This window comes from Streptomyces sp. Root1304 (assembly GCF_001426405.1).
Lineage (GTDB): Bacteria > Actinomycetota > Actinomycetes > Streptomycetales > Streptomycetaceae > Streptomyces.
In genome coordinates this window covers 64,396-86,917 of record NZ_LMEP01000002.1, presented here as the reverse complement: position 1 = coordinate 86,917, position 22,522 = coordinate 64,396, and the positions used below count along the sequence as shown (strand labels likewise).

Here is a 22,522-nt window from a genome sequence, read left to right as displayed (position 1 = left end):
CTTCCGTGGCGCTGTGGGGACTTCGTGTTCCGATGGAGTAATCACAGCAGAACCTGTGAACCGAGTCAACAGGGTTCACAGGAAATGGATTCGCTCACGCCGTGAACGGGTGCGGGCGCTATGCTCGCTGTGTTCACACACGTACGAGGGGAGACGGACAGGTGCCCGAAGAGAGCACGACAGAGGTCACCGCCGCCGGCATCGCCCGGCTCGCGGGCGTCGGCAGGGCCGCCGTCAGTAACTGGCGCCGCCGCCACGCCGACTTCCCCAAGCCCGTCGGCGGGACCGAGACCAGCCCGTCCTTCTCCCTCACCGACGTCGAGCGATGGCTCCGCGACCAGGGGAAACTCGCCGAGGTCCCGCTCCGCGAGCGTGTCTGGCAACAGCTCGCCGGCCACCCCGCAGGCACCGTCGCCGGCCTCGTACAGGCCGGCTGCGTCCTGCTCCTCCTCCGCGCGCGCCCCGGCGCCTGGACCGAACTGGCCGCCCTGCCCGACGCCCGCCTCGCCGAAGTCCTGCCCGACGTCTTCGAAGAGGTGCTCACCGTCCGCTTCGGCGCACCGAGAGCCGTGCACACCCCCACCCCGGCCGAGACGGCCACCGCCGTCCCCCTGCTCCGCGCCGCCGTCGAGCTCGCCGTCGAGCTGGGCGGCGCCCGCCAGGCCTTCGAGTTCCTGCTCGGCCGCCACCTGGACGCCAACCCGCGCCAGTACACGCTGACCCCGCCCCCGCTCGCCGAGCTGATGGCGGCCCTCGCCGTCGCCGCCGCACCCGAGGGCCGGCCCCCCGCCACCGTCCTCGACCCCGCCTCCGGCACCGGCGGCCTGCTCCGCGCCGTCCCGTACCCCACCGCGCTCTACGCCCAGGACACCGACCGCGACCTGGCCGCCCTCTCCGCCCTCCGGCTCGCCCTCCACGGCGACGCCGACATCCGGGCCGCCGCCGCCGACACCCTCCGAGCCGACGCCTTCCCCGCCCTCGTGGCCGACGCGGTCCTCTGCCACCCCCCGTTCAACGAACGGACCTGGGGCCACGACGAACTCGCCTACGACCCCCGCTGGGAGTACGGCTTCCCGGCCCGCACGGAATCCGAGCTGGCCTGGGTGCAGCACGCCCTCGCGCGCCTCCGCGACGGCGGCACCGCCGTCCTCCTCATGCCGCCCGCCGTGGCCTCCCGCCGCTCCGGCCGCCGCATCCGCGCCGACCTGCTGCGCCGCGGCGCGCTCCGCGCGGTCGTGGCCCTGCCCGCCGGGGCCGCGCCCCCGTACGGCATCCCGCTCCACCTCTGGGTCCTCGTCCGGCCGGGCGCCGACCAGCGGCCCCCGGCGGAGACCCTGTTCGTGGACACCGCCGGGCTCGTCCCCGACGCCGGCCGCGACAAGCTCCCCTGGACCGCCCTGCGGAACACGGTGCTCGACGCCTGGGCGGGCCGCGGCGGGGACGAGTCCGTGGCCCGCGCCGTCCCCGTCGTCGAACTCCTCGACGACGAGGTCGACCTCGCGCCCGCCCGCTACCTCACGGCCCCCGCCGCCGGCGGCACCGCACCCGAACTCGCCGCCGTGCGCGACCGCCTGGACGAGTCCCTGCGCCGCACCCAGGGCCTCGCTCCGACCCCGGTCCCCGCGCGCCCCGGGCCCCGCCCCCTCACGACCGTCGGCGAACTCGCCCGCACCGGCGCCCTCCAGCTCCGTACCGGCGGCTCGGGCACCGCACCGGCCGGGGACACCGTCGTCCCGGTCCTCACCGAGCACGACGTCCTGTCCGGCGGCGCGCCCTCCGGCACCCTGCCGGCCGGCGCCCCCGCCGAGGAGCCGGTCCTCGTCGCCGAGGGCGACGTCGTCGTCCCCGTCCTCGGCGGCGGCTCCGTCGCCCGGGTGGTGGACGCCGCCACGGCCGGCGCCGCCCTCGGGCGGAACCTCCAGCTGCTGCGTCCAGCCCCGGCCGCCCTCGACCCCTGGTTCCTCGCCGGCTTCCTGCGGGGCACCGCCAACAACCGGCAGGCGAGCAGCTTCGCCTCGACCGCGACCCGGCTCGACGTGCGACGCCTCCAGCTGCCCCGGCTGCCCCTCACGGACCAGCGCCGCCACGGCGCCCACTTCAAGTCGCTCGCGGAGTTCGAGGAGGCGCTGCGACTGGCGTCGCGGCTCGGCGAACAGCTGGTGCAGGGGCTGTACGACGGTCTCGCCGACGGAAGTGTGGAGCCGGAGTGAAGACCGGCATACCCTCATAGCCGGATCATCGGGTGATCATCCGTTCTGGGGGAGCGTTCGCATGTACGGTCAGGTGCCCACACCCGCACCCACGCCCACCGGGGCACCCACGCCCGCGCGTGCGGGCGGCCCTTCGGCGGCCACGATCACGGTCCGTGTGCTGATCACGGTCCTGGTCCTGCTGTCCCTGGGCTTCCTCGCGTGGGTCGCCATGCTCCGGATCGCGATCATGCGCCGCTCGGGGCGCGACTGGGCGCTCTTCTGGGCCCAACTGGTCCTGAACATCGGCTGCGTGGTGCCGCTGGAGGAGCGGTTCGCGGGCACCTGGATGAACAACGCCGGCATGGTGGTCCTGCTCGTCCAGATGGCCCTGGTGACCGGCTACTTCCTGGTGGTCGACATCCGCCACCACCAGCCGGCGCCGATCGTGGTCATGGCCCCGCCCCCGCCGCCGTACCTCCCGATGGGGCACGTCTACGCGCCGGGCACGCCGGGCACCCCGCCCGCCGTCGCCCCGCGACCGGACCTCGACGGCGCCCCCAACCCGTACACCTGCGCCCCGCCGCTCCCCGCGAACCACGGCCCGCTGCCCGGGACGCAGGGCACGGTCCCCGCGAACCAGGCGCCCCTGCCCCCGCATCCGCCCCGCATCGACCAGGTCCGGGCCGAACTCGACGAGCTGAGCGATCTCCTCCGCAAGGAGGGGGAGAAGTGAACGGCCGGGTCATCGGCGGCCGTTACGAGCTGGCCAACCTCATCGGGCAGGGCGGCATGGGCCAGGTCTGGACGGCCTACGACGGACGGCTCGACCGCCGGGTCGCGGTGAAGCTGCTCCGCCCGGCCACCCTGTCCGGCCCGGAGACCGCCGCCGACGAGCTGCGGCGCCGCTTCGTGCGGGAGTGCCGGGTGACCGCGCAGGTCGGTCATCCCGGACTGGTCACCGTGCACGACGCGGGCAGCGAGGGCGAGGACCTGTACCTCGTCATGCAGTACGTGGAGGGCGCGGACCTCGCCGACCACCTCGCCGAGCACGATCCGTACCCGTGGGAGTGGGCGGTCTGCGTCGCCGCCCAGCTGTGCGGGGTGCTGGCCGCCGTGCACGCGGTGCCGATCGTGCACCGGGACCTCAAGCCGCGGAACGTGGTGGTCCGGCACGACGGCGCGGTCGTCGTCCTCGACCTCGGTGTCGCCTCCGTCCTCGACTCCGACACCACCCGCCTCACCCACACCGGTTCCCCCATCGGCAGCCCGGCCTACATGGCGCCCGAGCAGGCCATGGGCGGCGCCGTGGGCCCGTCCACCGACCTGTACGCGCTCGGCGTCCTCCTGCACGAACTCCTCAGCGGGAACGTGCCGTTCGCCGGGTCCACCGCGCTGGGCGTGCTCCACCGCCATCTGTACGAGCCGCCCCTGCCGCTCCGCCGGCTGCGGCCCGAGGTCCCGGAGGTCCTCGAAGCGCTGGTCCTGCGTCTGTTGGCCAAGGACCCGAGGGAACGGCCGTCCGGCGCGCACGAGGTGTACGAGCACCTGGCGCCGCTGCTGCCCGCGCGCGGGGCCCCGGTGGGGCCGATGGACCCGACCCGGCCGTTCCTCCGCCCGCACGCGCCGTGGCCGGACCGGCCGACGGCGCGTGCGCCGCAGGCGCCCCCGAACTCGCGGGCCGTCGCACCGGCGGACCCGAGGGCGTACGGGTCGCAGGCGGGCCCGGTGCCGGCTCAGGCACCTCCGGCGTGGACGCAGGTACCGGCGCCGGCGCAGACGCAGACGCCGACGGCCGCAGCCCCGCACCCCCCGGGTGCCACCGATGTGGCGGCCGCCGTCGACGAGGTGAAGCGGCTGCTGGGGGAGGGCTCGCTGACCCAGGCCGTGGACATCCTCGGCGGCATCCTGCCCACGGCCGAGGCGGAGCACGGGGAACGGTCGCCGGTCGTCCGCATCCTGCGCAAGCAGTACGCGTCGACGCTGATGGACGACGGCCGGTACGGGCGCGCGCTGCCGGAACTGCGGCGGCTGGCGGCGGACCGTGAGGCGGAGGCGGGCCCGGCGGATCCGCAGGTTCTTCAATTCCGTTATGACGCGGCGTTGTGTCTGGAGCAGCTGGGGGAGACGGCGGAGGCGCTGGCGGAGTTCCGCGCGGTGCTGCCGTACTTCGAGCGGGACGGGGATCCGGCCCGCGCCTTCGACATCCGGCAGCGGGTGGGGCTGCTGCTCGTGGCGACGGGCGAGCACGGGGAGGGGCAGGACCAGCTCCAGCGGCTCCTGTTCGACGCGGAGCGCGCGTATGGCCCGTATCACCCGCTTCCGGTGGAGTTGAGGCGGGTTCTGGAGCACCAGAGGCAGCTGGGGCCGCGTTCCTGACGTGATGCCAGGGTCACGACTCGGCATCTGATCGAGAAGTGGATCTTCCTGATCCTTTTTGCCTGTTTTGGCACATGTAACGTTCGCGTCTGATCATGTCCGCGTCCCCAAGGAATCCCTCATGACGACGCCTTCCGCGCCCTTCACCCCCGAGCAGCCCGCCGCTCCCGCGAAGAAGGGCAGCGCCCTCCTGAAGAAGGTCGGCGGAGTCGTCATCGCGATCGTCCTGGCCGTGGCCGTGAAGCTGGGCCTGCCCTACCTGACCGGCGACGCCCCGGTCCACGCCAAGGCCGGCGAGTGCGTGACCGTGACCGGTCCCGACAACGACCCGAAGGTCGACACGACGGACTGCTCCTCCGGCAAGGCGGACCTGTTCAAGGTCGTCAAGGTCATCGACAACACCTTCGACGTGAACCAGTGCGGCGACCAGCTCTCCGCGCTGGCGCAGCAGCTGGACTCGGACAAGTTCGTCCTCTGCCTGGAAGAGGTCGCCGCGAAGTAATCGCGCGCGAGAACCAGTAGAGGAAGGGCCGGAACCCCAGGGTTCCGGCCCTTCCTCCGTTCCCGGGGCCCCTCCGGCCGACGGAGGGCCGTTGTCAGAGGTGACGCCTACGGTTCGGCCATGAGCGTCCCCGAGGTCATTCCGATCAAGCACGAGCCCGACTACCGCACGAGCACCATCGGGCGGTGGAGCGGCGGCCAGTTCTTCGCCTCGGTCACCGGGGCCTTCTCGGAGGGCTGGACCGGTGGCGACTGGGAGAAGCACAGGCGTTGGTGCGCGGTGCTCCACCGGTTCGACGGGGCGGGCCGGCACCTGGACTCGCGCATCGAGTTCACCGGCACGACGGCGGACGGCGAGAGAAGCGTCGTCGACGCCGCGACCCGGCTCCTCGACGCATGGCTGGACGCGCTGCCGGAGCGGCAGTACCAGGACATCGCCGTCGCGCCGTTCACCTTGGAATACGAGGGAGTGCGGTTCGGCCTGGTCGTGGAGGGCCGCGAGAACGAAGAGGGTGAGGAGGTGCCCGACGTGTGGGTCGAGCTCTACCCCGACGGGCTCGGTTTCTCCGCTCCCTGGGACGGCGAGTACGACACCTGATCCCGAACGGCCGGTGACGTCACGCCGAATCCGGGTCCCACTCCGACGCGCGGTCCAGTTCCGCCGCGAGGGCCGGGTCGCGCATGCCCGGGAAGCCGTAGCCCTCGGACGCGTCCCAGGGGACGTCGAGGTCGTCCATGTGGACGTGCCACTCCGCGCCCGGCAGCGCGCGGCGCAGGTCGCTGACGGAGTCCAGGACGTGGATCATCACCGGCATCAACCGCCCGGGATCCAGCGGCAGCTTCGTCGACCCGGCCAGGATCCGGCCGGGCTCGCTGCCGTCGTTCTCGTACAGCGAGAGGCTTTCGGTGTCCTCGTACGGGAACGACGAGATGTGCGCGGCGACGATGCTCTCGACGGCGGCCGTCTCGGCGGCCGACAGCGGCAACGCCCGGTCCGCGGAGTAGTAGAGGGAGACGCTCATGGCCCGAGCGTACGGAGGGGGTACGACAACCGGCCCCGGGAACGGGCCCCGTGGCCGCCCCCGCAGTACGACAGGCCCTAACGCGACGGGGCGGCGTCCGTCTTCACCGACGGGCCGACCGGGCCCGGGGTCGGGAGGGGGGTCGTCTCGGGCTTCGGGTGGATGACCACGCCCGGCGGGCGGGCGGGCGGTTCCGGAGCCGGGTTCAGCGCACCGCCGGGGGACGACCCCAGCAGGTACGCCGCGGCCACGGCCGCCGCCGCCCCGAGGCCCGCGAAGGCGAGTCCCCGGACCCGGCGCGTTCCCCAGGCGCGCCCCTGCGGCGGCTCGTCGCGGCGCAGTTCGCGGTACGTGACGAGGGCCGCGCGCGCGGCCAGCGCGGCGCGCAGCCGCTCCTCGACGGGGGAGCCGTGGTCCCCGGCGGACGGTGTCTGCGGTCTCATCGGCCCGCCTCCAGCTTCTTCTCCAGCGCGTCGAGCGCCCGGCTCGCGGTCGACTTGACCGTGCCGCACGAGAGTCCCAGCGTCCGCGCGATCTGTGCCTCGGTCAGCTCCGACCAGTAACGCAGCACGAGCACCTCGCGCTGCCGCCGGGTCAGCTGCGCGAGGGCGTCGAGCACGTGCCGGTGCTCCTCCGCGAGCAGCAGCCCCTCGTCGACCGGCGCCCCCACTCCCGGGTGCGGCGGGATGTACGCGCGCGCGGTGCGGCGCCGGCGCAGTACGGAACGGGCGGCGTTCACCACGGCGGTGTGCAGGTACGCCCCCGGGTCGTCGAGCCCCCCGAGCGACGTGCCGTGCGTGCGGCACAGCGCGGCGAACGCGTCCTGGACCACGTCCTCCGCCGTGTGCAGGTCGTCCACCAGGAACAGCGCGAGCCGCACCATGTCGAGCCGCCGCGCCAGGTACAGCTCGGTGAGGGTCGGCGGCGGCTCGTGGCGCGACGGCGACCCGGGGCCGTGCGCCACCTCGTCCGCGTACGACGGTCCGACCGCCCGGAGACGGCGCCCGCGCTCCCGCCCCCGTACCGGCGCCTCGTCGGCCGCCCGGGACACCCGGGCGAGCAGCCGCGACCACCAGGCCGACGGCGCGGGGCCGGGGCGGGGGCGGGGGCTGGATATGGCGTACGACACCTGCACGTCCTCGGTCGTTCCGTCGCGGGAGGGGTGGCGGGACGGGACCGGGCCCGTCCCGCCACCCCGGTGGCGTTACCGCTCGCCGTTACTTCCCGGCGCCGGTGCCGGGCGAGATCACCCGGGGCGCGGCCTCGGCCGGGGCGGGCACCGGGGCGGGGGTGGCGGTGGAGACGGGCGCCGCGGTCCCCTTCGCGGGGGCGGGCTTCGGCGCGGGCACGGCGGTACCGGGCTTCGCCACGGCCGGCGCGGGCGCGGGCGTCGCCGCACCCGGCTTCGCCACGGCCGGGGCGGCGTCGGGCGCGGTGGCCGGGACGGGTGCGGGGGCCGGGGCGGGCTTCGCGCCGGAGTCGGCGACGGCCTGCGCGGCGAAACCGCCGCCGAGGAGCAGCGCGGCACCGGCGACGACGCCCAGGATCCGGGGGCGGCGGACGTTCCGCTTGGAGTGGACGGACATGGGATCTCCCGAAGAGTGGGACGGAAACACGGTCTGGTGGATCAGCTGAAGGGCGCCTTCACACCACCAGACGTGCGTCGCCCCCCGAGGTTGCGACCTGCTCCGGAAAACTTTCCGCGGGCTTCGGGTGCCCTGATCCGAGCGCCCCGGCACCCGGTCGCCGCCCGGCCCTCACCCGCTGAACCGTCCCGCGTGCTCGCCGTTCGTCCGGCCCGCCGGGAGCCTCCTGCCGTACGCGAGGAGCAGCAGGTCCTGGCCGGTGCCCGTGAGCGGGGACCCGGTGCCGAAGGACCAGTCGGTGTCGGTCGCTTCGAGCCGTACGCCGTCGAGGTGCGCGCCGAAGAAGCGGACCGTGCGCCGGTCGACCGCGTCGAGGAGGACCCGGATCCGGTCCTCCGGGACCCGGCGGCCGAGGTCCAGGGCGACCGAGATGTCGAGACCGTGGACGACGTCGTGCCCGAGGGCCGCCACCCGGCCCCCGACCGGCGGCGTCCACGGGTGAAGGGCGTTGTCCCGGAGCGCGGCGGCGAGCGCGCGCGGCGGGAGCGACGCCGCGTCCCTGCGCGCGCACCGGTCCGTCATCCGGTGCAGCCGCCCGCCCGCCCGGAGGAGCTCCAGGGCGACCTTCGGCAGGGAGTACCGGAACCCCAGCGACATATGGGCCGCGACCTCCCGCACCCGCCAGTCCCCGCACAGGGTGGGCGCGTCCCACGCCTCGGCGGGCAGGGCGTCCAGCAGGTCGGCCAGTTCGCGGCGTTCGGCCGCGATCGACTCCGTCAACGACTCCGGGGTGCGTGTGGTGTGTCCCATGTGTCCAGGGTGGTCGCGGCCGGGGTCATAAGTCCAAGAGCCAGTTGTTCTGTTTCCTAGAATCAGTGGTTATGGAGCTTCGGCAGTTGCGGTACTTCGTCGCGGTGGTGGAGGAGGCCGGCTTCACGCGCGCGGCGGCCCGGCTGCACCTGGCGCAGCCGGGCGTCAGCGCCCAGATCCGGCAACTGGAACGGGAGCTGGGCCAGCGGCTCCTGGACCGCTCCGGCGGGACGGTGACGCCGACGGAGGTGGGGGAGGCCCTGCTGCCGTACGCGCGGGCCGCGCTGGCCGCCGTCGAAGGCGTACGGCAGGTGGCGGACGAGTTCGGCGGACTCCTGCGCGGGCGGGTGACGATCGGGGTGGCGGCGGGCGTGGCGGTCTCCGCCGTCCCGGCCCACGCCTTCGATCTGGCCGCCGTGCTCGCCGACTTCCACCGCCGTCACCCGCGCATCGAGGTCACGTTGACGGAGGCGGCGTCCGAGCGGATGCTCGCGGCGCTCCAGAACGGTGAGCTGGACATCGCCCTCGTCGGCCTCCCCGACGACGAGCCTCCGGCGGGCGTCTCGCTGCACGTCCTGATCGACGAGCCGCTGGTGGCCGCCGTGGCGGCGGAGGACCCGCTGGCGCGGGACTCCGGAGGGGTGATCGGTGTCGCGGCGCTCCGCGGTCTTCCGCTGATCTGCCTGCCGCGCGGGACGGGGACGCGCGGGGTGCTCGAACGGTCCTGCGCCCGCGCCGGGTTCCGGCCCCGGGTGGTCTTCGAGGCGGCCGACCCGCGCCTTCTCGCGCAGCTCGCCGCGCGAGGCCTGGGGGTGGCGGCGGTGCCGAGGCTCGCGGACGGTGTGGCGGAGGGTCTCGGGCTGCGGGTCCTGCGCTTCGAGGACCCGCAGCCCCGGGCCCGTATCGCCCTGGCCTGGCGCACGGACGGCCCGACGGCCCCGGCGTCGGGGGCACTCCTGAGCCGCCTCAGGGAGGCGTTCGCGGCAGCGGAGGGAGCTTCCTGGGGGTAGGTCTTTGCCTCAGGTGACGGCGAGGCGGTCGACGAGGAGTTCCAGGCGCTGTTCGGTGTCCTCCGGGGGGAGCCGGCCGGCTCGGGTGAGGGTCGCGATCCCGTGCAGGGCCGCCCAGAAGGTCTCGGTGAACAGTCCCGGGTGGACGCCCTCCCCGGCGGCCCCGTCGAGGGCCTCCATCAGGGCGGCGAAGGCGTCCTTGAGGGGGGCAGGGGTGTCCTCCCGCGCGTAGGCGAGGCCGCCGTCGAGCTGGAAGAGGGCGTCGTAGACGGCGGGGTTGCGCGCGGCGAAGTCGAGGTAGGTGCGGGCGAGTGCGGCGACCCGTTCGCGCGGGCCGTCCGCGGCGGCGGTCGCGGCCCGTACCGCCCGGGCCATCTCGGTGGCGCCCTGGAGGGCGACCGCGCCGATGATCTCGCGCTTGCCGCGGAAGTGGCTGTAGAGGACGGGCTGGCTGTACTCGATGCGCTCGGCGAGGCGGCGGGTGGTGACCGCGTCCCAGCCGTGCAGTTCGGCGAGTTCACGGGCCGTCGCCACGATGAGGCGCTCGCGGTCCGCCCGTTCGCGCTGCTTGCGTTCCTGTACCGACATGACTCGATGCTAGCACCGCTAGACAATCAAGCGGCAGTAGTACTAGCGTTGCCTCAACAGCTAGCGCCACTAGATCTCGGGGGTCAGTCATGCTCAGCACGCTTCAGGTCGTCACCACCGTCGCCGTCGGCGTCATGGTGGGGGTGGAGTTCTCCGTCGCCTTCGTCATGAACCCGATCCTCGACGCGCTCCCCGGGGACAGCCGCCAGCTCGGTCACGCCCACGGGGGCCGGATGCTCGGCGCCGTGATGCCCTTCTGGTACATCGGCTCGCTCGTCCTCGTCGCCGTCTGGGCCGCCCTCGGGTGGCACGACCACGGCACCCGCCTCGTCGTCGCCTCCGGCGCGCTGCTGCTCCTGAGCGTGCTCATGTCCGTCCTGCTGCTCGTCCCGATCAACAACCGGAACAAGACGTGGACCCCCGAGAACCGGACCGAGGGCTGGGAGGAGGGGAAGGACCGCTGGATCCGCTGGCACTACGCCCGCGTCGCCGTCATCATCGGCGCCTTCGCCTGCCTGGTCGCCGCCCTCGTCTGACCCCGTGCGGACCGGCCCGCGCCCCGGGCCCGCCCGCGCCCGTCCGACGGACCGAGGCCCGTCCGGCAGGCCCTAGACCTCGGGAAGGGAAGGGTCCGGGGTCCAGGGGGACGGCGCGGTGACGGCCCAGCGTTCGTGGTCGCGCCAGGCGCCGTCGATGAAGAGGTACGCGGGCGACAGGCCCTCGTAGTGGAAGCCCAGGCGCCGGACCAGGGACAGGGACGCCTCGTTGGCCGGCTGGATGTTCGCTTCCAGGCGGTGGAGCCGCAGGCCGGTGAAGGCGTGGTCCACCGTGGCGGCGACGCCTTCCGTCATGTAGCCCCGCCCCGCGGACGGGGCGAAGGCCGCGTAGCCGAGGGACGCGCCCTGGTAGCGGCCCCTGATGATCGAGTTGATGTTGACCATGCCGGCGGCCGCGCCGGTCTCCCGGACACGTACCAGGAAGCCCAGGGTCGAGCCGTCGCGGAAGCGTTCCATCCAGCCGCGGAACTTCTCCGGCGTCGTGGGCAGTTGCATCCACGGCCCGTGCAGCTCGGTACTGGCCCTCACCAGCGCGCAGAACTCGTCCTGGTCGTCGAAGGTGAGCGGGCTCAGCTCGACCCGGGACGACGGGGCGGGCACGGGCGGCGGGGGAGACGCGGCGGGTACGGGCGGTACGGCGGGTCCGGGCGGTCCGGGCGGTACGGCAGGTTCGGCGGGCATCGCGGCTAGGGCCTTTCTTTTGGATCAGGCCGGATCAGGGAGCGGGGCCTGGTGCGTGCGATCGCAAGGCGGAGGAGGGAGTCAACGCGGTGGGGGCACCTCCCGGCGGTAGCTGGGGGAGTTGGCGACCGACGACAACGCGGCGAGCGTGCGTGCCAGGCCCCGCGAGCCCGGCATGATCCGAAAGACAGGCCCCTAGGCCCTCGCGTCCGGCTTCCAGTCCTCGGCCAGGAGCCCGAGCAGCACCTCGTCCAGGAACTCGCCCAGCACCCACGCCGAGGACCGCAGCACGCCCTCGCGGACGAAGCCGTTGCTCTCGGCGGAACGCAGCATCGCGGTGTTGTCCGCCAGCGTCTCGATCTGCAGCCGGTGCAGGCCCCGTACGACGAAACCGTAGTGGCACAGGGTCGCCACCACGTCGGTGCCGTACCCCTTGCCGCGCGCGGCCGGCAGCAGCCCGAGGCCGATGTGCCCGCAGCGGTTGTGGGTGTCGATGCCCCACAGGTTCGCGCTGCCGACCAGCTCGCCGCTCTCCAGGTCGACCACGGAGAACGAGACGGTCGACTGATTCGTCTCGTCCACCACGAGCCGCCGGTCCTGCGAGCCGGGCGTGATCGGCCGCCACGGGCCGCCCTCGGCCCGCGCGGAGTTGACCACGTCGTCGTAGAGCTCGGTCCGCAGAACCGGGATGTCGTCGTCGTGGCGGGCCCGCAGCCCGACCCTCTCGCCCCTCAGCATGCTGGTTTCCTATCCGACGCCGACGGCCGACGGCAAACCGATTTCGCCCGTGGGTACGGGCCGGGGAATGCGGACCGCGGCCCCCGGACTTGTACGAGCGCCACGCAGAGTGCGGGAACCCTGTCGCGATCGGGAACCGGTCACTGCATTCTGGCCACCGGCAACAAGTAGGCCCCGGGGGAGCGCGCGATGTGGTCAGTGGTGTCGTCGGGCGACCTGCCCGACGGGGAGCGGTTCGAATGGTTCGCGGACATGATCTCCCGGGAGGTCATGCCCACCGCGCTGACCAGCGAGCGGCCCGCCGAGTTCACCGCGGACGTCTCCCTGCTCGACCTCGGCGGGCTCCAGGTGTCCAAGGTCGCGTACTCCCCGCTGCGTTCGCAGCGCACCCCGGCGCTCATCCGGCGCGGCGACCCCGAGCAGTACCAGCTCGGGCTGGTGACCCGAGGGGCGATGACGCTCTCCCAGCGCGGCAACGACTGCGAGGCCGAGGCCGGGGACCTCGTCTTCTGGGACACGTCGCGGCCCTCCGACGCGCGGTACGTCTCCGACGGCGACCCCGGGCAGCTGCTCATCCTCCAGCTCCCGCGCGACACGCTGCCGTTGCGTACCGACCGGCTCGACGGCGTCCTCGCCCGGCGCATGTCGGGGCGGAGCGGGATCGGGGCGGTGCTCGTCGACTTCCTGCGGTCGCTCGTCACGCACGGCGGGGAGTGCGCGCCCGAGGAGCTGAGCCGGCTCGGGGCCACGGCGGTGGACCTCGCGGCGGCCTGTCTCGCCCAGCACTCGGGCGCCGGGGAGAAGCTGCCGGCCGAGGTGCGGGCGCGGACGCTGCTCCGCCGGATCCACGCGTTCATCGAGTACAACCTCGGCGACCCGGAACTGACGCCCGTCGTCGTGGCCACCCACCACAACCTGTCCGTCCGCACGCTCCACCAGCTCTTCAGGGGTGAGGGGGAGACCGTCCAGGCCCGTATCCGGCGGCGCCGCCTGGAGCGGTGCCGTGACGACCTGGCCCGGCCCGAACTCCTCGCGCACCCGGTGCAGGCCATCGCCGCGCGGCGGGGGTTCAGCGGTCCGGCGGTCTTCAGCCGGGCGTTCCGGGAGGCGTACGGGGTGAGTCCCAGCGAGTTCCGTGCGCGGAAGATCAAGGAGGTCCGCGCTGCACGCACACCGGGTGGGGTGGCGGATTCGTAGGCTGGGGCGGCGGGTTCCCTGACCGGGAGCCGGCGGGAGCGGGCAAGGGGACGACGGGGGAGGTCACGATGGGCGGGAAGAGCAACAACCAGGGGGTCTGGGACCTCCGCGCGTGAGGCCGTGGTCCACTGGGGCCCGACCGGCGCCTGCGCGGAGGACCGGCGCGAACGACGGGGAAGACATGAGCGACGCGGCCGGCAGGGACGACGCGACCGGCACCGGCGACACGGCCGGGGTGGACGACGCGGCCGGGGTGGCGGCGGCGACGATACGCACCCGCCGCCTCGACCTCGAACCGCTGACCGTCGCGCACGCGGACGAGATGGCGGAGGTCCTCTCCGACCCCGCCCTCCACGTCTTCATCGGCGGCGAGCCCCTCACCGCACCCGAACTGCGGGCCCGCTACGAGCGGTTGACCGCTGGCTCCCCGGACCCGGCGACGGTCTGGTGCAACTGGGCGGTCCGCCTCCGCGAAGAGGACCGGCTGACCGGCACGGTCCAGGCGACCCTCACGGAAGGCGGCCGGGTCGCGGAGGTGGCGTGGGTGACCGGCACGGAGTGGCAGGGCCGGGGGATCGCCCGGGAGGCGGCCGGGGGCCTGGTGACGGCACTGACGGAGCGGGGCGGCGTACGAACGGTGGTGGCTCACATCCACCCGGCCCACGAGGCCTCGGCCGCGGTGGCCCGATCGGCCGGCCTCACCCCGACGCCCGAACAACAGGACGGCGAAGTCCGCTTCCGCCTCTCGCGGGAGGACCGGGCGGTGCCGGACCGCCCGCCGGTGGACGGCGAAGGCCCGCGGGGGCGCGCCGGGTTCTCCGGGGCCGAGGGGCCGTGAGCGCGGAGACGTTCCTCTTCCGGTTCGTGGACGGCGAGCTCGCGGAGCTGGACGTCGAGCGGTTCCGCCGGCTGGTCGAGCCGTACGTGGTGGCGGGGACGCCGGACCTCGGTGACGTCCTGCTCCGCGCGGAGGACGGAGGCACGGCGGAGTTCTCCGTCCGCGGCGGAGCGGCCGGCGTACCGGCGACCCTGACGGCGACGCACCTCTCGCACGGCGCCGTGCTCGACGTGCTCGCCCGGCTCGCCGAGACGCTGGGGGCCGTCATCCTGCCCGTGGGCGGCGCCGCGCTGATCCTCCACGAGGACCAGCGGCGCCATCTGCCGCCGGCCCTCCGGGCGGAGGCGCTCGTCGTCGCTCCCACCGGCGCGGCCGTCAGCGAGGCGATCCGCCGCTCCTGACGCTCCCGCGCCCGGTCAGTTCGCCGTGAGCGCGGCGCCCGCCCGTTCCCCGGGCTCCCGCGCCCGGTCAGTTCGCCGTGAGCGCGCCGCCCGTCCGTTCCCCACGTCCCCGCACCCGGTCGGTTCGCCCTCGGCGCGCCGCCCGTCCCTTCCCCGTGCTCCTGCGGCCCGCCGCCGCCAGCCCCGTCAGCAGCAGGACCGACAGCGCGCCCGTTGCCAGGCCCGCTCTTAGGCCCGGGGGGCGGAAGGCGCAGGTCAGTTCGGTTCGGGTGGGGGTGAGGGGGACCGCCAGGAGGCCGCCGTACGAGCCCGCCTTCGTGCCCTCGCAGTGCCAGCCCGCTATGCGCGGGGTCGCCACGACCGCCGTTCCCCCGCCCGGGGGGAACGTGGCGCTGATGCCGTTCGAGGTGACCCCGACCGACGTCGCCGGGCGGGCGCGGAGGGCCTTCACCGCCGCACGCAGCCGGTCGTGGTCCAGGCAGCCGAGTTCGCCCCGGCCCGGCAGCACCGGCTTCAGGCCGGGGACGCGCTGGACGCCCAGCGACGTCAGGGCCGCCCGGCGCTTCGGGCCGCCGCCCAGCAGGCGCGTCCCGCGGTCGCCCAGCCGGGCCGTGCCCGTCGCCTCGGGGGCCCAGAGGAACACCTCCGTACCGACCGGGCACGCGCCCGCGCGCGGGCGAGCGTAGACCTCGGCCCCCAGCAGGAGTTCCTGGTTGCGGAACGGGGACGGGCCGTACACCGGGGCCGGGCCCGGCGGCCGTACCGTCACCAGCGGCAGAAACGTGTCCGTGCGGACGACCGCGCCGTCCCGCCACCGCGCCCCCACCCCGAACAGCGCGTCCGTCACCGGGTTGTCCAGGCTCAGCAGGTTGCGGCCCCGTGAGGTCCACCCGCCGCCCAGCGCCGTCAGCGTCTCCGTCAGGACCGCCGGGGTGTGGCTGCTGTAGTACGCCGCACCCTGCCCGCCGAGCAGCAGCGGATCGTTGCCCGCGACCCGGGGCAGCCCCGCGTCCGTGCGGTACGCGGGCCAGCCGTCGGCCGCCGCCAGGGCCGCCGCCCGCCGGTCCTGCTCCACGCCCCACGGCGGGTAGTCGTCGAGCCGGGCCGGCCGCTCCCGGTCCGCGTACGCCGTCGTCGCCGCCGCCTGCCCCAGGACCGTGCCCGTGACGAGGAGCGCGGCGAGCACCCCGTACCGCCCCCGCGCCGGGAGCAGCAGCGCGCCCGCCACCGCCGCCAGGCCCACGCCCGTCAGCAGCAGCGCCCAGGAGGTGACGAAGGGGCTCGCGAGCGCCCCCGCCGCCAGTGCCGCGACGACCGCCGCCCCGCCGAGCAGCGCGCGCCGGTCCGGGCGGCCGTGGCCGAGGCCCGTCCAGGCGGCGACGACGAGGACCCCGGAGAGGACGAAGGTCTGCCGGTACGGGCTGCCGTTCGGCGTCGCGAACGCGTGCCACACCAGATGCGTCGGCCCCCACTGCATCGAGGCCGCCACCGCCGCGCACAGCCCCGCCCACAGCCACCGCTCCCGGCCGGGCACGTCCCGCCGGAACAGCAGCGTCCCCACGAGCAGCAGCACCGCCGTGCTGACGAAGGCCGCCGGTGTCGAGAAGCTGTACGTCACCGGGAGCAGCCGGGCCAGCACGTCCGTGGCCGGCGCCGGGTCGAACTCCCTGACCAGGCCGGGATGGGCGTGGCGCGAGCCGAGGAGGACCGGGATCAGCACGGGCGCGGCCAGCCCCACCCCGAGGCCCGTCGTCACCGCCGCCCGCAGGACCGTGCGGACACGGAAGGAGTCCGTCACCGCAAGACGGACGAGGAGGACCAGGGCCGCGCCGAGCGTCGCCATGTACCCGGTGTAGAAGTTCGCCGTCCAGCAGACCGCCACCACCAGGGGCCCCAGGAGCGGGCGGCGGCCCTCCCGCACCCACTCGCCCACCAGGCACAGCAGCGGGAGGGCGATCAGGCCGTCCAGCCACATCGGGTTGTACGTGCCCTCCGCGAGCGACCAGCCGCACAGCGCGTACGAGGCGCCGAGGACCGACGCCCACCACCAGGTCCCGGGGCCGAGACGGCGCAGCAGGAAGGTCATCGCGGCCGCGGCGAGCGCCGTCTTGAGGACGGTGACCGCGTAGACGGCGTACTCGATGTCCCCGCGCGGGAAGAGCGCGACCAGCGGGGCGAGGGGGCTCGACAGATAGGTGCCGTAGTCGGGGAGGAAGCTCGTCCCCCAGCCGGCCTGCCAGTCGAGCAGCGGCCCGCCGTCCGCCCTGCCGTGCAGCAGGTCCCACAGGTGCGCGTGGAACGGCACGAACTGGTTGGCGAGGTCGTTGACGGCCCGGTGGCGCGGCCCGAAGGGGAACACCCGGGCGACGGCGTCCCCACCGCAGACGGCGGCCACGGAGAGCAGCGCGGCGAGCGCGGGGGCGAGGAGGCGGGGGGTGCCCGGAGCGTCCGGGGCCGGGCTCCCAGGAGCGTCCGGAGCGTGGTGCTGAGGGTGCTGTGCGTTCGGCATGACATGCCGAATATGCCTCGGTCCCGCCCGGAAGTCCGCCCCCCGGCCGCCCCGTTCACGCAATGGTCGTCTCGGCGCCACTCCGGTGGACCGGCCGGGTCACCGCGCTCCGTTGTCGTGGTCGGGTGCTGCTCTCGATCGTCGTCCCGTGCTTCAACGAGGAGGACGTCCTCGCCCGTTTCCACGACCACGTGACCGACGAACTCGCCAGGCTCGACGGTGAGTTCGAGATCGTCTACGTGGACGACGGAAGCCGGGACGGGACGCTCCCACTCCTCCAGGAGCTCGCCGCGCGCGACTCCCGACACGTCCGCTACGTCTCCTTCAGCCGTAACTTCGGCAAGGAGGCGGCGATGCTGGCCGGTCTCCGCGACGCCGCCGGCGACGCCGTCGTCATCATGGACGCCGACCTCCAGCACCCGCCCGAACTCGTGCACCGCATGGTCGCCCTGCACGCCGAGGGGTACGACCAGGTCGTCGCCCGCCGCACCCGCGAGGGCGACCGCGTCACCCGCACCCTCACCGCCCGGCTCTACTACCGGGCGATCAACCGGCTCGTCGACGTCGAGCTGGTCGACGGCGTCGGCGACTTCCGGCTCCTGTCCCGCCGCACCGTGGACGCGGTCCTCGGCCTCGGCGAGTACAACCGCTTCTCCAAGGGCCTGTTCTCCTGGGTCGGTTTCCGGACGACGACCTTCTCGTACGAGAACGCCGTCCGCGAGCAGGGCCGCTCCAAGTGGACCTTCGGCAAACTCCTCAACTACGGCCTCGACGGCCTCCTCTCCTTCAACAACAAGCCGCTCAGGGCCGCCGTCCACCTCGGCTTCCTGCTCGTCCTCGTCGCCCTCGGCTACGCGGCCTGGATCGTCGGGGACGCGCTGGTCAACGGCGTCGACACACCCGGCTACGTCACCCTCCTCGTCGCCGTCACCGCCCTCGCCGGCGTGCAGATGGTGATGGTCGGGCTGATCGGCGAATACGTCGGCCGCATCTACTACGAGGTGAAGCGCCGCCCCCACTACCTGGTGAAGGAGACCCACGAGGGGTACGAGAAGGACGTGATGCGGACCGACACCCGGCGTACGGGTGAGTCGTTGTGGGAAACAGTCGCACCGAAGTAGTGGCTCCGGCCCCGGCGACTCCCTACCATCGATCACCGCAAGGTCGTTCCACTGACGCACGACCGCCCGGGAGGCTCCTTTGCACCGCCGCACCGCGCTCACCGTCACCGCCGCGCTCCTCGCCGCGGCCCCGCTGCTCACCGCCTGCGGCAGTGACGCCCACCCAGGAGCGGCGGCCGTCGTCGGCGGCGAACGGATCGACGTCTCCAGCCTCCAGGCACAGGTGGCGGACGTCCGCACCGCGCAGGACCGCTCCCCGCAGGCCGCCCAGCTGGTGCAGGCCACCGGCGACCTGCCCCGCCGCAAGCTCAACGTCATGATCTTCGACAAGGTCGTCGACAAGGTCGCCGCGGACAACGGCGTCAGCGCCACCCGCGCCGACCTCCAGCAGACCCGCACCGCCTTCGTCCGCCAGAGCGGCGGCGAGGACCAGCTCGCCGCCGTCCTCCTCCAGGAGCAGGGCGTGGCCCCCGGCCAGATCGACGACCTGGTCCGCCGCAACGTCCTCATGAACAAGATCGCCGCCAAGCTGGGCGTCACCGACAGCCCCGAGGGCCAGAAGAAGCTGACCGAGGTCTTCTCGGCCGCGTCCAAGTCCCTCGGCATCGACGTGAACCCGCGCTACGGCTCCTGGGACGACGCACAGGTCCGGCTCACCGACACCACGGCGCCCTGGCTGCGGCAGCTCAGCCAGGACCCCGGCGCCGTCCCGGCCGGTGCCTGAGCCGTTGTAGGTTCGAGGGGTGACAACTGAGAGCCCCGGCCGCATCGTCCTGCTCACCGCCAGCCACCGTGTGGCGCCCGGACTGCTGTCCTGGCCCGCCTGGCAGGCGCTGCGCACCGCGGACCGGGTGCTCTGCCCCGACGAGCACCACCCCCAGCTGCCGTACCTGCGGGAGGCCGGGGTCGCCGTCGAGCACCTGCGGCCCACCGCCGAGGAGCTCGTCGCCGCCTGCGCCGGAGGCCGTACGGTCCTCGTCCTGCCCTCCGGCGAGGGCGACCGCGCCCTCACCGACGGCCTCGCCAGGCTCGCCGGCTCCGGCCGGCTCACCATGCCGGACCTGGAACTGCTGCCCGGCTCGTACGACCTGCCCGGCGCCCGGCTGCTCGACCTCGTGCAGATCATGGACCGCATCCGGCGCGAATGCCCCTGGTCCTCGCGGCAGACGCACCGGGGGCTCGCCAAGTACGCCATCGAGGAGTCGTACGAACTCGTCGAGGCGATCGAGGACGGCGACCGGCACGAGCTGCGCGAGGAGCTGGGGGACGTCCTGCTCCAGGTCGTCTTCCACGCCCGGATCGCCGAGGAGGACGCGGAGGAGCCGTTCTCCGTGGACGACGTCGCCGGCACCCTCGTCGAGAAGCTGGTCCTCCGCCACCCGCACGTCTTCGGCGACGAGACCGCCGAGACGCCGGAGGAGGTGCGGGAGCACTGGCTGCGCACCAAGGCCGTCGAGAAGCAGCGGGAGTCCGTGACGGACGGCGTGCCGCTCGGCCAGCCGGGGCTGGCCCTCGCGGCGAAGCTCGGCAGCCGGGCCCGGACGGCGGGCCTCGACGTGTCCGTACCGGACGGCGAGGGCATCGGCTACGAACTCCTGGCCCTCGCGGTACGGGCGGAGGCCGGGGGAGTGGACCCGGAGGCCGCCCTGCGCGCGGCGGCCCGCACGTACCGGGACGCGATCCGCGCGGCGGAGGGCGTCACGCCGTAGGAAAAGCCGCTCCACGCGCGCGCGGGGCGCGGGCCTCCGGGTTGTGCCAGAGCGGTGGGGGCGGGCCCAGGAGGCGTTCGGCCGCGGTGTTCGGGCGGACGGTGAAGCGGCCCACCGGGGACAGCGTGTCGTGGTGGATGCGGTCCGGGTCGGTGCCCAGCTCGACGAGGGCCTCGACGACCTCCGTGAGGAAGCCGGGCGGACCGGCCAGGTACACGTCGTGGGCAGGCCAGTGCACACACGCCCGCAGCGCCTGGAGGAGACGTTCGGTCGCCTGGTCCTTGCCGTGGCCGGGGGCCGAGGTGATGTAGGTGACGCTGAGCCCGCCGAGACGTTCCTTCAGCCGCTCCGCGTCCCGCCGCCCGTACAGGTACTCCTTCGCGCGCGCCACCACGAACAGCCGGCCCTTCAGCTCCGGCTCGGCCTCCGCCGCCTCCGCCAGGAGGGCGCGCACCGGCGCCCAGCCCGTACCCGCGCATATATACGTGCGGAGACCGCCCCGCTCCGTCCGCGCGACCAGACCGCCGTCGGGCGCGCTCAGCCGCAGCGTCTCGCCCGGCCGCGTCGCGTCGACCAGCGCCGTGCTCATCGCGCCGCCCCGGATACGGCTCACGTGGAGCTCCACCGTGCCGTCCGCACGGGGCGCGTCCGCGAGGGAGTACGTGCGCCAGACGCGCGGCACCCGCGGCGAGCTGACGCTGACGTACTGGCCGGGCAGGAACGGCAGGGGCCGCCGGGGCCGCAGGGTCAGGACCGCCAGGTCCTCGCCGAACCGCTCGTGCCGGACGACGTCCGTGTCCCACCAGGCCGGCTCCCCGGCCCCGGCCGCCTCCTCGGCGCCCGCCAGCATCAGATCGGCCACGTGCCCGTACGCCTCGGCCCAGGCCTTCTCGGCCTCCACCGTCCAGACGGGGCCCGCCGCGTGCGCGAAAGCGGCCAGCAGGCTCGTCCCGACCGCCGCGTACAGGGCGGGGGAGGCGAGGAACTTGCGGTGGTCGCGGCCGAGGCGGCCCAGGTAGGCGGCGAGCGCCGGGTCCTCCAGATGGGCCACGACATGGGTCAGCGCGGCGAACAGCCGGTCGCGCTGGGGCCGCAGGTCCTCGGGGAACAGTTCGCGGACGCCCGGGTTGTGCCAGAAGAGATGCGAGTAGAAGAAGGTGACGGCGTGTTCGGCCCGTCTCTCGACGACCGCGAACGTGCTTCTGAGCGTCTGGGGATCCACCGGCACGAATCTAGGGCACCACCCCCCTCCGTGATCACAGGATCTCCACAACCCCGCCGTCCGGGCCTGCCTGTACGGTCGGGGGGTGAGCACCACCCCCGGCACCGGCCCCACCTCCGAGCCCACCCCCGAGCCTTCTTCCGCGCCCGCCCCGGAGCCCGCCCCGGAGCCCGTCGCCGCGCCCGCCTCCTGCCCCGTCGGCGGCGCCGCGGCCGATGCCCGGCCCCCCGCGCCCGAGCTCTTCACCTGGGAGTTCGCGAGCGATCCGTACCCGGCGTACGCGTGGCTCCGCGCCCACGCGCCCGTGCACCGCACGACGCTCCCCAGCGGGGTCGAGGCCTGGCTCGTGACCCGGTACGCCGACGCCCGGCAGGCCCTCGCCGACCAGCGGCTCTCCAAGAACCCCGCGCACCACGACGAGTCCCCGCACGCCAAGGGCAAGACGGGCATCCCGGGCGAGCGCAAGGCCGAGCTGATGACGCATCTGCTCAACATCGACCCGCCGGACCACACCCGGCTGCGGCGGCTCGTCTCCAAGGCCTTCACCCCGCGCCGGGTCGCCGAGTTCGCGCCGCGCGTGCAGGAGCTGACCGACCGGCTCATCGACTCCTTCGTGGAGAAGGGGAGCGCGGACCTCATCCACGAGTTCGCCTTCCCGCTCCCCATCTACGCCATCTGCGACCTGCTCGGCGTGCCCGAGGAGGACCAGGACGACTTCCGCGACTGGGCCGGGATGATGATCCGGCACGGCGGCGGGCCGCGCGGCGGGGTCGCCCGGTCGGTCAAGAAGATGCGCGGCTACCTCGCCGAGCTGATCCACCGCAAGCGCGAGGAACCCGGGGACGACCTCATCTCGGGGCTCATCAAGGCCTCCGACCACGGCGAGCACCTCACCGAGAACGAGGCCGCCGCCATGGCCTTCATCCTGCTCTTCGCCGGCTTCGAAACCACCGTAAATTTGGTCGGAAACGGACTTTACGCACTTCTCCGCAACCCCGAGCAGCGCGAGCGGCTCCAGCAGTCGATCGCCGCCGGGGAGACCGGACTCCTGGAGACCGGCATCGAGGAGCTGCTGCGGTACGACGGGCCCGTGGAGATGGCCACCTGGCGGTACGCCACCCGGAACCTGGCCATCGGCGGCCAGGAGATCCCGGCGGGCGACCCGGTGCTCGTGGTGCTCGCCGCCGCCGACCGCGACCCGGAGCGGTTCGACGGGCCGGACGTCCTCGACCTCGCCCGCCGCGACAACCAGCACCTCGGATACGGCCACGGCATCCACTACTGCCTGGGCGCGCCGCTCGCCCGCCTCGAAGGGCAGACGGCGCTGGCCACCCTGCTGACTCGGCTTCCGGACCTGCGACTTGCCGCCGATCCGGACGAACTGCGGTGGCGCGGCGGGCTCATCATGCGGGGATTGCGCACTCTTCCGGTGGAGTTCTCCCCATCCGTACGTCTCCCGTGAAC

At 74.1% G+C, this 22,522-nt stretch carries 24 protein-coding genes; 14 read left to right on the top strand and 10 right to left on the bottom strand.

The annotated features are described in order from the left end of the window. Positions 1–161: 161 nt before the first annotated feature. From ASD33_RS05385 to ASD33_RS05365, 5 genes are all read left to right on the top strand, one after another. Entirely contained in the window at positions 162–2,210 is a 2,049-nt protein-coding gene (locus ASD33_RS05385) for an N-6 DNA methylase (protein WP_056554169.1), read from the top strand. A gap of 61 nt (positions 2,211–2,271) precedes the next feature. After that, positions 2,272–2,925, top strand: a complete 654-nt coding sequence (locus ASD33_RS05380) for a hypothetical protein (RefSeq protein WP_063992043.1) — start codon at positions 2,272–2,274, stop codon at positions 2,923–2,925. After that, positions 2,922–4,568 (top strand): serine/threonine-protein kinase, encoded by a 1,647-nt coding sequence (locus ASD33_RS05375; protein ID WP_056554165.1) that lies wholly within the window; start codon positions 2,922–2,924, stop codon positions 4,566–4,568. The genes ASD33_RS05380 and ASD33_RS05375 overlap by 4 nt, the downstream gene beginning before the upstream one ends. Before the next feature lie 121 nt (positions 4,569–4,689). After that, positions 4,690–5,070: a hypothetical protein gene (locus ASD33_RS05370; protein WP_056554162.1), complete on the top strand. Its 381-nt coding sequence runs from the start codon at positions 4,690–4,692 to the stop codon at positions 5,068–5,070. Positions 5,071–5,190: 120 nt separating this feature from the next. Continuing rightward, a complete protein-coding gene (locus ASD33_RS05365; RefSeq protein ID WP_056554158.1) occupies positions 5,191–5,667 on the top strand; it encodes a hypothetical protein in 477 nt (158 codons plus the stop codon). 19 nt (positions 5,668–5,686) lie between these two features. Here ASD33_RS05365 and ASD33_RS05360 read toward each other — a convergent pair whose 3' ends face one another. The 5 genes from ASD33_RS05360 to ASD33_RS05340 form a co-directional block, all read right to left on the bottom strand. Continuing rightward, positions 5,687–6,091, bottom strand: a complete 405-nt coding sequence (locus tag ASD33_RS05360; RefSeq protein ID WP_056554154.1) for a hypothetical protein — start codon at positions 6,089–6,091, stop codon at positions 5,687–5,689. Positions 6,092–6,168: 77 nt separating this feature from the next. Further along, positions 6,169–6,534 carry a hypothetical protein gene (locus ASD33_RS34840; RefSeq protein ID WP_056554152.1) on the bottom strand — a complete coding sequence of 122 codons (366 nt, stop codon included), beginning with the start codon at positions 6,532–6,534 and terminating at the stop codon, positions 6,169–6,171. Further along, on the bottom strand, positions 6,531–7,226 hold the full coding sequence (locus ASD33_RS05350; RefSeq protein WP_056554149.1) for a SigE family RNA polymerase sigma factor: 696 nt from the start codon (positions 7,224–7,226) through the stop codon (positions 6,531–6,533). Before ASD33_RS05350 ends, ASD33_RS34840 begins: the two co-directional genes overlap by 4 nt. An 82-nt stretch (positions 7,227–7,308) precedes the next feature. Then, the gene (locus ASD33_RS05345; protein WP_056554146.1) at positions 7,309–7,677 is read right to left on the bottom strand and encodes a hypothetical protein; all 369 of its coding nucleotides are present in this window, start codon (positions 7,675–7,677) and stop codon (positions 7,309–7,311) included. A gap of 171 nt (positions 7,678–7,848) precedes the next feature. After that, the gene (locus ASD33_RS05340; protein ID WP_056554143.1) at positions 7,849–8,487 is read right to left on the bottom strand and encodes a maleylpyruvate isomerase family mycothiol-dependent enzyme; all 639 of its coding nucleotides are present in this window, start codon (positions 8,485–8,487) and stop codon (positions 7,849–7,851) included. A gap of 71 nt (positions 8,488–8,558) precedes the next feature. Between ASD33_RS05340 and ASD33_RS05335 the strand changes: the two genes are divergently transcribed. Beyond that, positions 8,559–9,497 (top strand): LysR family transcriptional regulator, encoded by a 939-nt coding sequence (locus ASD33_RS05335; RefSeq protein ID WP_056554140.1) that lies wholly within the window; start codon positions 8,559–8,561, stop codon positions 9,495–9,497. 9 nt (positions 9,498–9,506) lie between these two features. On the opposite strand, the gene ASD33_RS05330 is transcribed toward ASD33_RS05335, so the two are convergent. Further along, positions 9,507–10,085, bottom strand: coding sequence for a TetR/AcrR family transcriptional regulator (locus ASD33_RS05330; RefSeq protein WP_056554137.1), 579 nt, complete (start codon positions 10,083–10,085; stop codon positions 9,507–9,509). An 89-nt stretch (positions 10,086–10,174) separates the two neighbouring features. On the opposite strand from ASD33_RS05330, the gene ASD33_RS05325 reads away from it, so the two are divergent. Then, positions 10,175–10,621, top strand: coding sequence for a DUF1772 domain-containing protein (locus ASD33_RS05325; protein WP_056554134.1), 447 nt, complete (start codon positions 10,175–10,177; stop codon positions 10,619–10,621). A gap of 72 nt (positions 10,622–10,693) precedes the next feature. Here the strand turns inward: ASD33_RS05325 and ASD33_RS05320 are convergent, their stop codons facing one another. Both ASD33_RS05320 and ASD33_RS05315 read right to left on the bottom strand, forming a co-directional pair. After that, positions 10,694–11,323, bottom strand: coding sequence for a GNAT family N-acetyltransferase (locus ASD33_RS05320; RefSeq protein WP_079044571.1), 630 nt, complete (start codon positions 11,321–11,323; stop codon positions 10,694–10,696). Positions 11,324–11,518: 195 nt separating this feature from the next. Beyond that, a complete protein-coding gene (locus ASD33_RS05315) occupies positions 11,519–12,061 on the bottom strand; it encodes a GNAT family protein (protein ID WP_056554128.1) in 543 nt (180 codons plus the stop codon). A 189-nt stretch (positions 12,062–12,250) separates the two neighbouring features. On the opposite strand from ASD33_RS05315, the gene ASD33_RS05310 reads away from it, so the two are divergent. The 3 genes from ASD33_RS05310 (at position 12,251) to ASD33_RS05300 (ending at position 14,497) form a co-directional block, all read left to right on the top strand. Then, positions 12,251–13,258 (top strand): helix-turn-helix domain-containing protein, encoded by a 1,008-nt coding sequence (locus tag ASD33_RS05310; protein WP_056554125.1) that lies wholly within the window; start codon positions 12,251–12,253, stop codon positions 13,256–13,258. Positions 13,259–13,439: 181 nt separating this feature from the next. Continuing rightward, positions 13,440–14,096, top strand: a complete 657-nt coding sequence (locus ASD33_RS05305; RefSeq protein WP_079044570.1) for a GNAT family N-acetyltransferase — start codon at positions 13,440–13,442, stop codon at positions 14,094–14,096. Further along, positions 14,093–14,497, top strand: coding sequence for a hypothetical protein (locus ASD33_RS05300; protein WP_056554121.1), 405 nt, complete (start codon positions 14,093–14,095; stop codon positions 14,495–14,497). The genes ASD33_RS05305 and ASD33_RS05300 overlap by 4 nt, the downstream gene beginning before the upstream one ends. A gap of 67 nt (positions 14,498–14,564) precedes the next feature. On the opposite strand, the gene ASD33_RS05295 is transcribed toward ASD33_RS05300, so the two are convergent. Continuing rightward, complete coding sequence (locus ASD33_RS05295) at positions 14,565–17,006, bottom strand: YfhO family protein (RefSeq protein ID WP_079044569.1); 2,442 nt, start codon at positions 17,004–17,006, stop codon at positions 14,565–14,567. A gap of 125 nt (positions 17,007–17,131) precedes the next feature. On the opposite strand from ASD33_RS05295, the gene ASD33_RS05290 reads away from it, so the two are divergent. The 3 genes from ASD33_RS05290 to ASD33_RS05280 all read left to right on the top strand — a co-directional run bounded on the left by ASD33_RS05290 (position 17,132) and on the right by ASD33_RS05280 (position 19,836). Next, positions 17,132–18,127: a glycosyltransferase family 2 protein gene (locus ASD33_RS05290; protein ID WP_056554119.1), complete on the top strand. Its 996-nt coding sequence runs from the start codon at positions 17,132–17,134 to the stop codon at positions 18,125–18,127. Positions 18,128–18,206: 79 nt separating this feature from the next. Next, on the top strand, positions 18,207–18,851 hold the full coding sequence (locus ASD33_RS05285) for a SurA N-terminal domain-containing protein (protein WP_056554116.1): 645 nt from the start codon (positions 18,207–18,209) through the stop codon (positions 18,849–18,851). A gap of 19 nt (positions 18,852–18,870) precedes the next feature. Further along, positions 18,871–19,836 (top strand): nucleoside triphosphate pyrophosphohydrolase, encoded by a 966-nt coding sequence (locus ASD33_RS05280; protein ID WP_056554115.1) that lies wholly within the window; start codon positions 18,871–18,873, stop codon positions 19,834–19,836. On the opposite strand, the gene ASD33_RS05275 is transcribed toward ASD33_RS05280, so the two are convergent. Continuing rightward, positions 19,826–21,058: a globin domain-containing protein gene (locus ASD33_RS05275; protein WP_056554112.1), complete on the bottom strand. Its 1,233-nt coding sequence runs from the start codon at positions 21,056–21,058 to the stop codon at positions 19,826–19,828. The two genes, ASD33_RS05280 and ASD33_RS05275, sit on opposite strands and share 11 nt — an antisense overlap. Positions 21,059–21,143: 85 nt before the next feature. Between ASD33_RS05275 and ASD33_RS05270 the strand changes: the two genes are divergently transcribed. Then, positions 21,144–22,520, top strand: a complete 1,377-nt coding sequence (locus ASD33_RS05270) for a cytochrome P450 (RefSeq protein WP_056554108.1) — start codon at positions 21,144–21,146, stop codon at positions 22,518–22,520. Positions 22,521–22,522: the final 2 nt, after the last annotated feature.

Bases quoted from the DNA above. Each gene is read 5' to 3' on its own strand.
- ASD33_RS05380 (WP_063992043.1), top strand. From the start codon at position 2,272: ATGTACGGTCAGGTGCCCACACCCGCACCCACGCCCACCGGGGCACCC.
- ASD33_RS05370 (WP_056554162.1), top strand. From the start codon at position 4,690: ATGACGACGCCTTCCGCGCCCTTCACCCCCGAGCAGCCCGCCGCTCCC.
- ASD33_RS05365 (WP_056554158.1), top strand. From the start codon at position 5,191: ATGAGCGTCCCCGAGGTCATTCCGATCAAGCACGAGCCCGACTACCGC.
- ASD33_RS05360 (WP_056554154.1), bottom strand. From the start codon at position 6,091: ATGAGCGTCTCCCTCTACTACTCCGCGGACCGGGCGTTGCCGCTGTCG.
- ASD33_RS34840 (WP_056554152.1), bottom strand. From the start codon at position 6,534: ATGAGACCGCAGACACCGTCCGCCGGGGACCACGGCTCCCCCGTCGAG.
- ASD33_RS05345 (WP_056554146.1), bottom strand. From the start codon at position 7,677: ATGTCCGTCCACTCCAAGCGGAACGTCCGCCGCCCCCGGATCCTGGGC.
- ASD33_RS05340 (WP_056554143.1), bottom strand. From the start codon at position 8,487: ATGGGACACACCACACGCACCCCGGAGTCGTTGACGGAGTCGATCGCG.
- ASD33_RS05335 (WP_056554140.1), top strand. From the start codon at position 8,559: ATGGAGCTTCGGCAGTTGCGGTACTTCGTCGCGGTGGTGGAGGAGGCC.
- ASD33_RS05330 (WP_056554137.1), bottom strand. From the start codon at position 10,085: ATGTCGGTACAGGAACGCAAGCAGCGCGAACGGGCGGACCGCGAGCGC.
- ASD33_RS05325 (WP_056554134.1), top strand. From the start codon at position 10,175: ATGCTCAGCACGCTTCAGGTCGTCACCACCGTCGCCGTCGGCGTCATG.
- ASD33_RS05320 (WP_079044571.1), bottom strand. From the start codon at position 11,323: ATGCCCGCCGAACCTGCCGTACCGCCCGGACCGCCCGGACCCGCCGTA.
- ASD33_RS05315 (WP_056554128.1), bottom strand. From the start codon at position 12,061: ATGCTGAGGGGCGAGAGGGTCGGGCTGCGGGCCCGCCACGACGACGAC.
- ASD33_RS05310 (WP_056554125.1), top strand. From the start codon at position 12,251: ATGTGGTCAGTGGTGTCGTCGGGCGACCTGCCCGACGGGGAGCGGTTC.
- ASD33_RS05305 (WP_079044570.1), top strand. From the start codon at position 13,440: ATGAGCGACGCGGCCGGCAGGGACGACGCGACCGGCACCGGCGACACG.
- ASD33_RS05295 (WP_079044569.1), bottom strand. From the start codon at position 17,006: ATGCCGAACGCACAGCACCCTCAGCACCACGCTCCGGACGCTCCTGGG.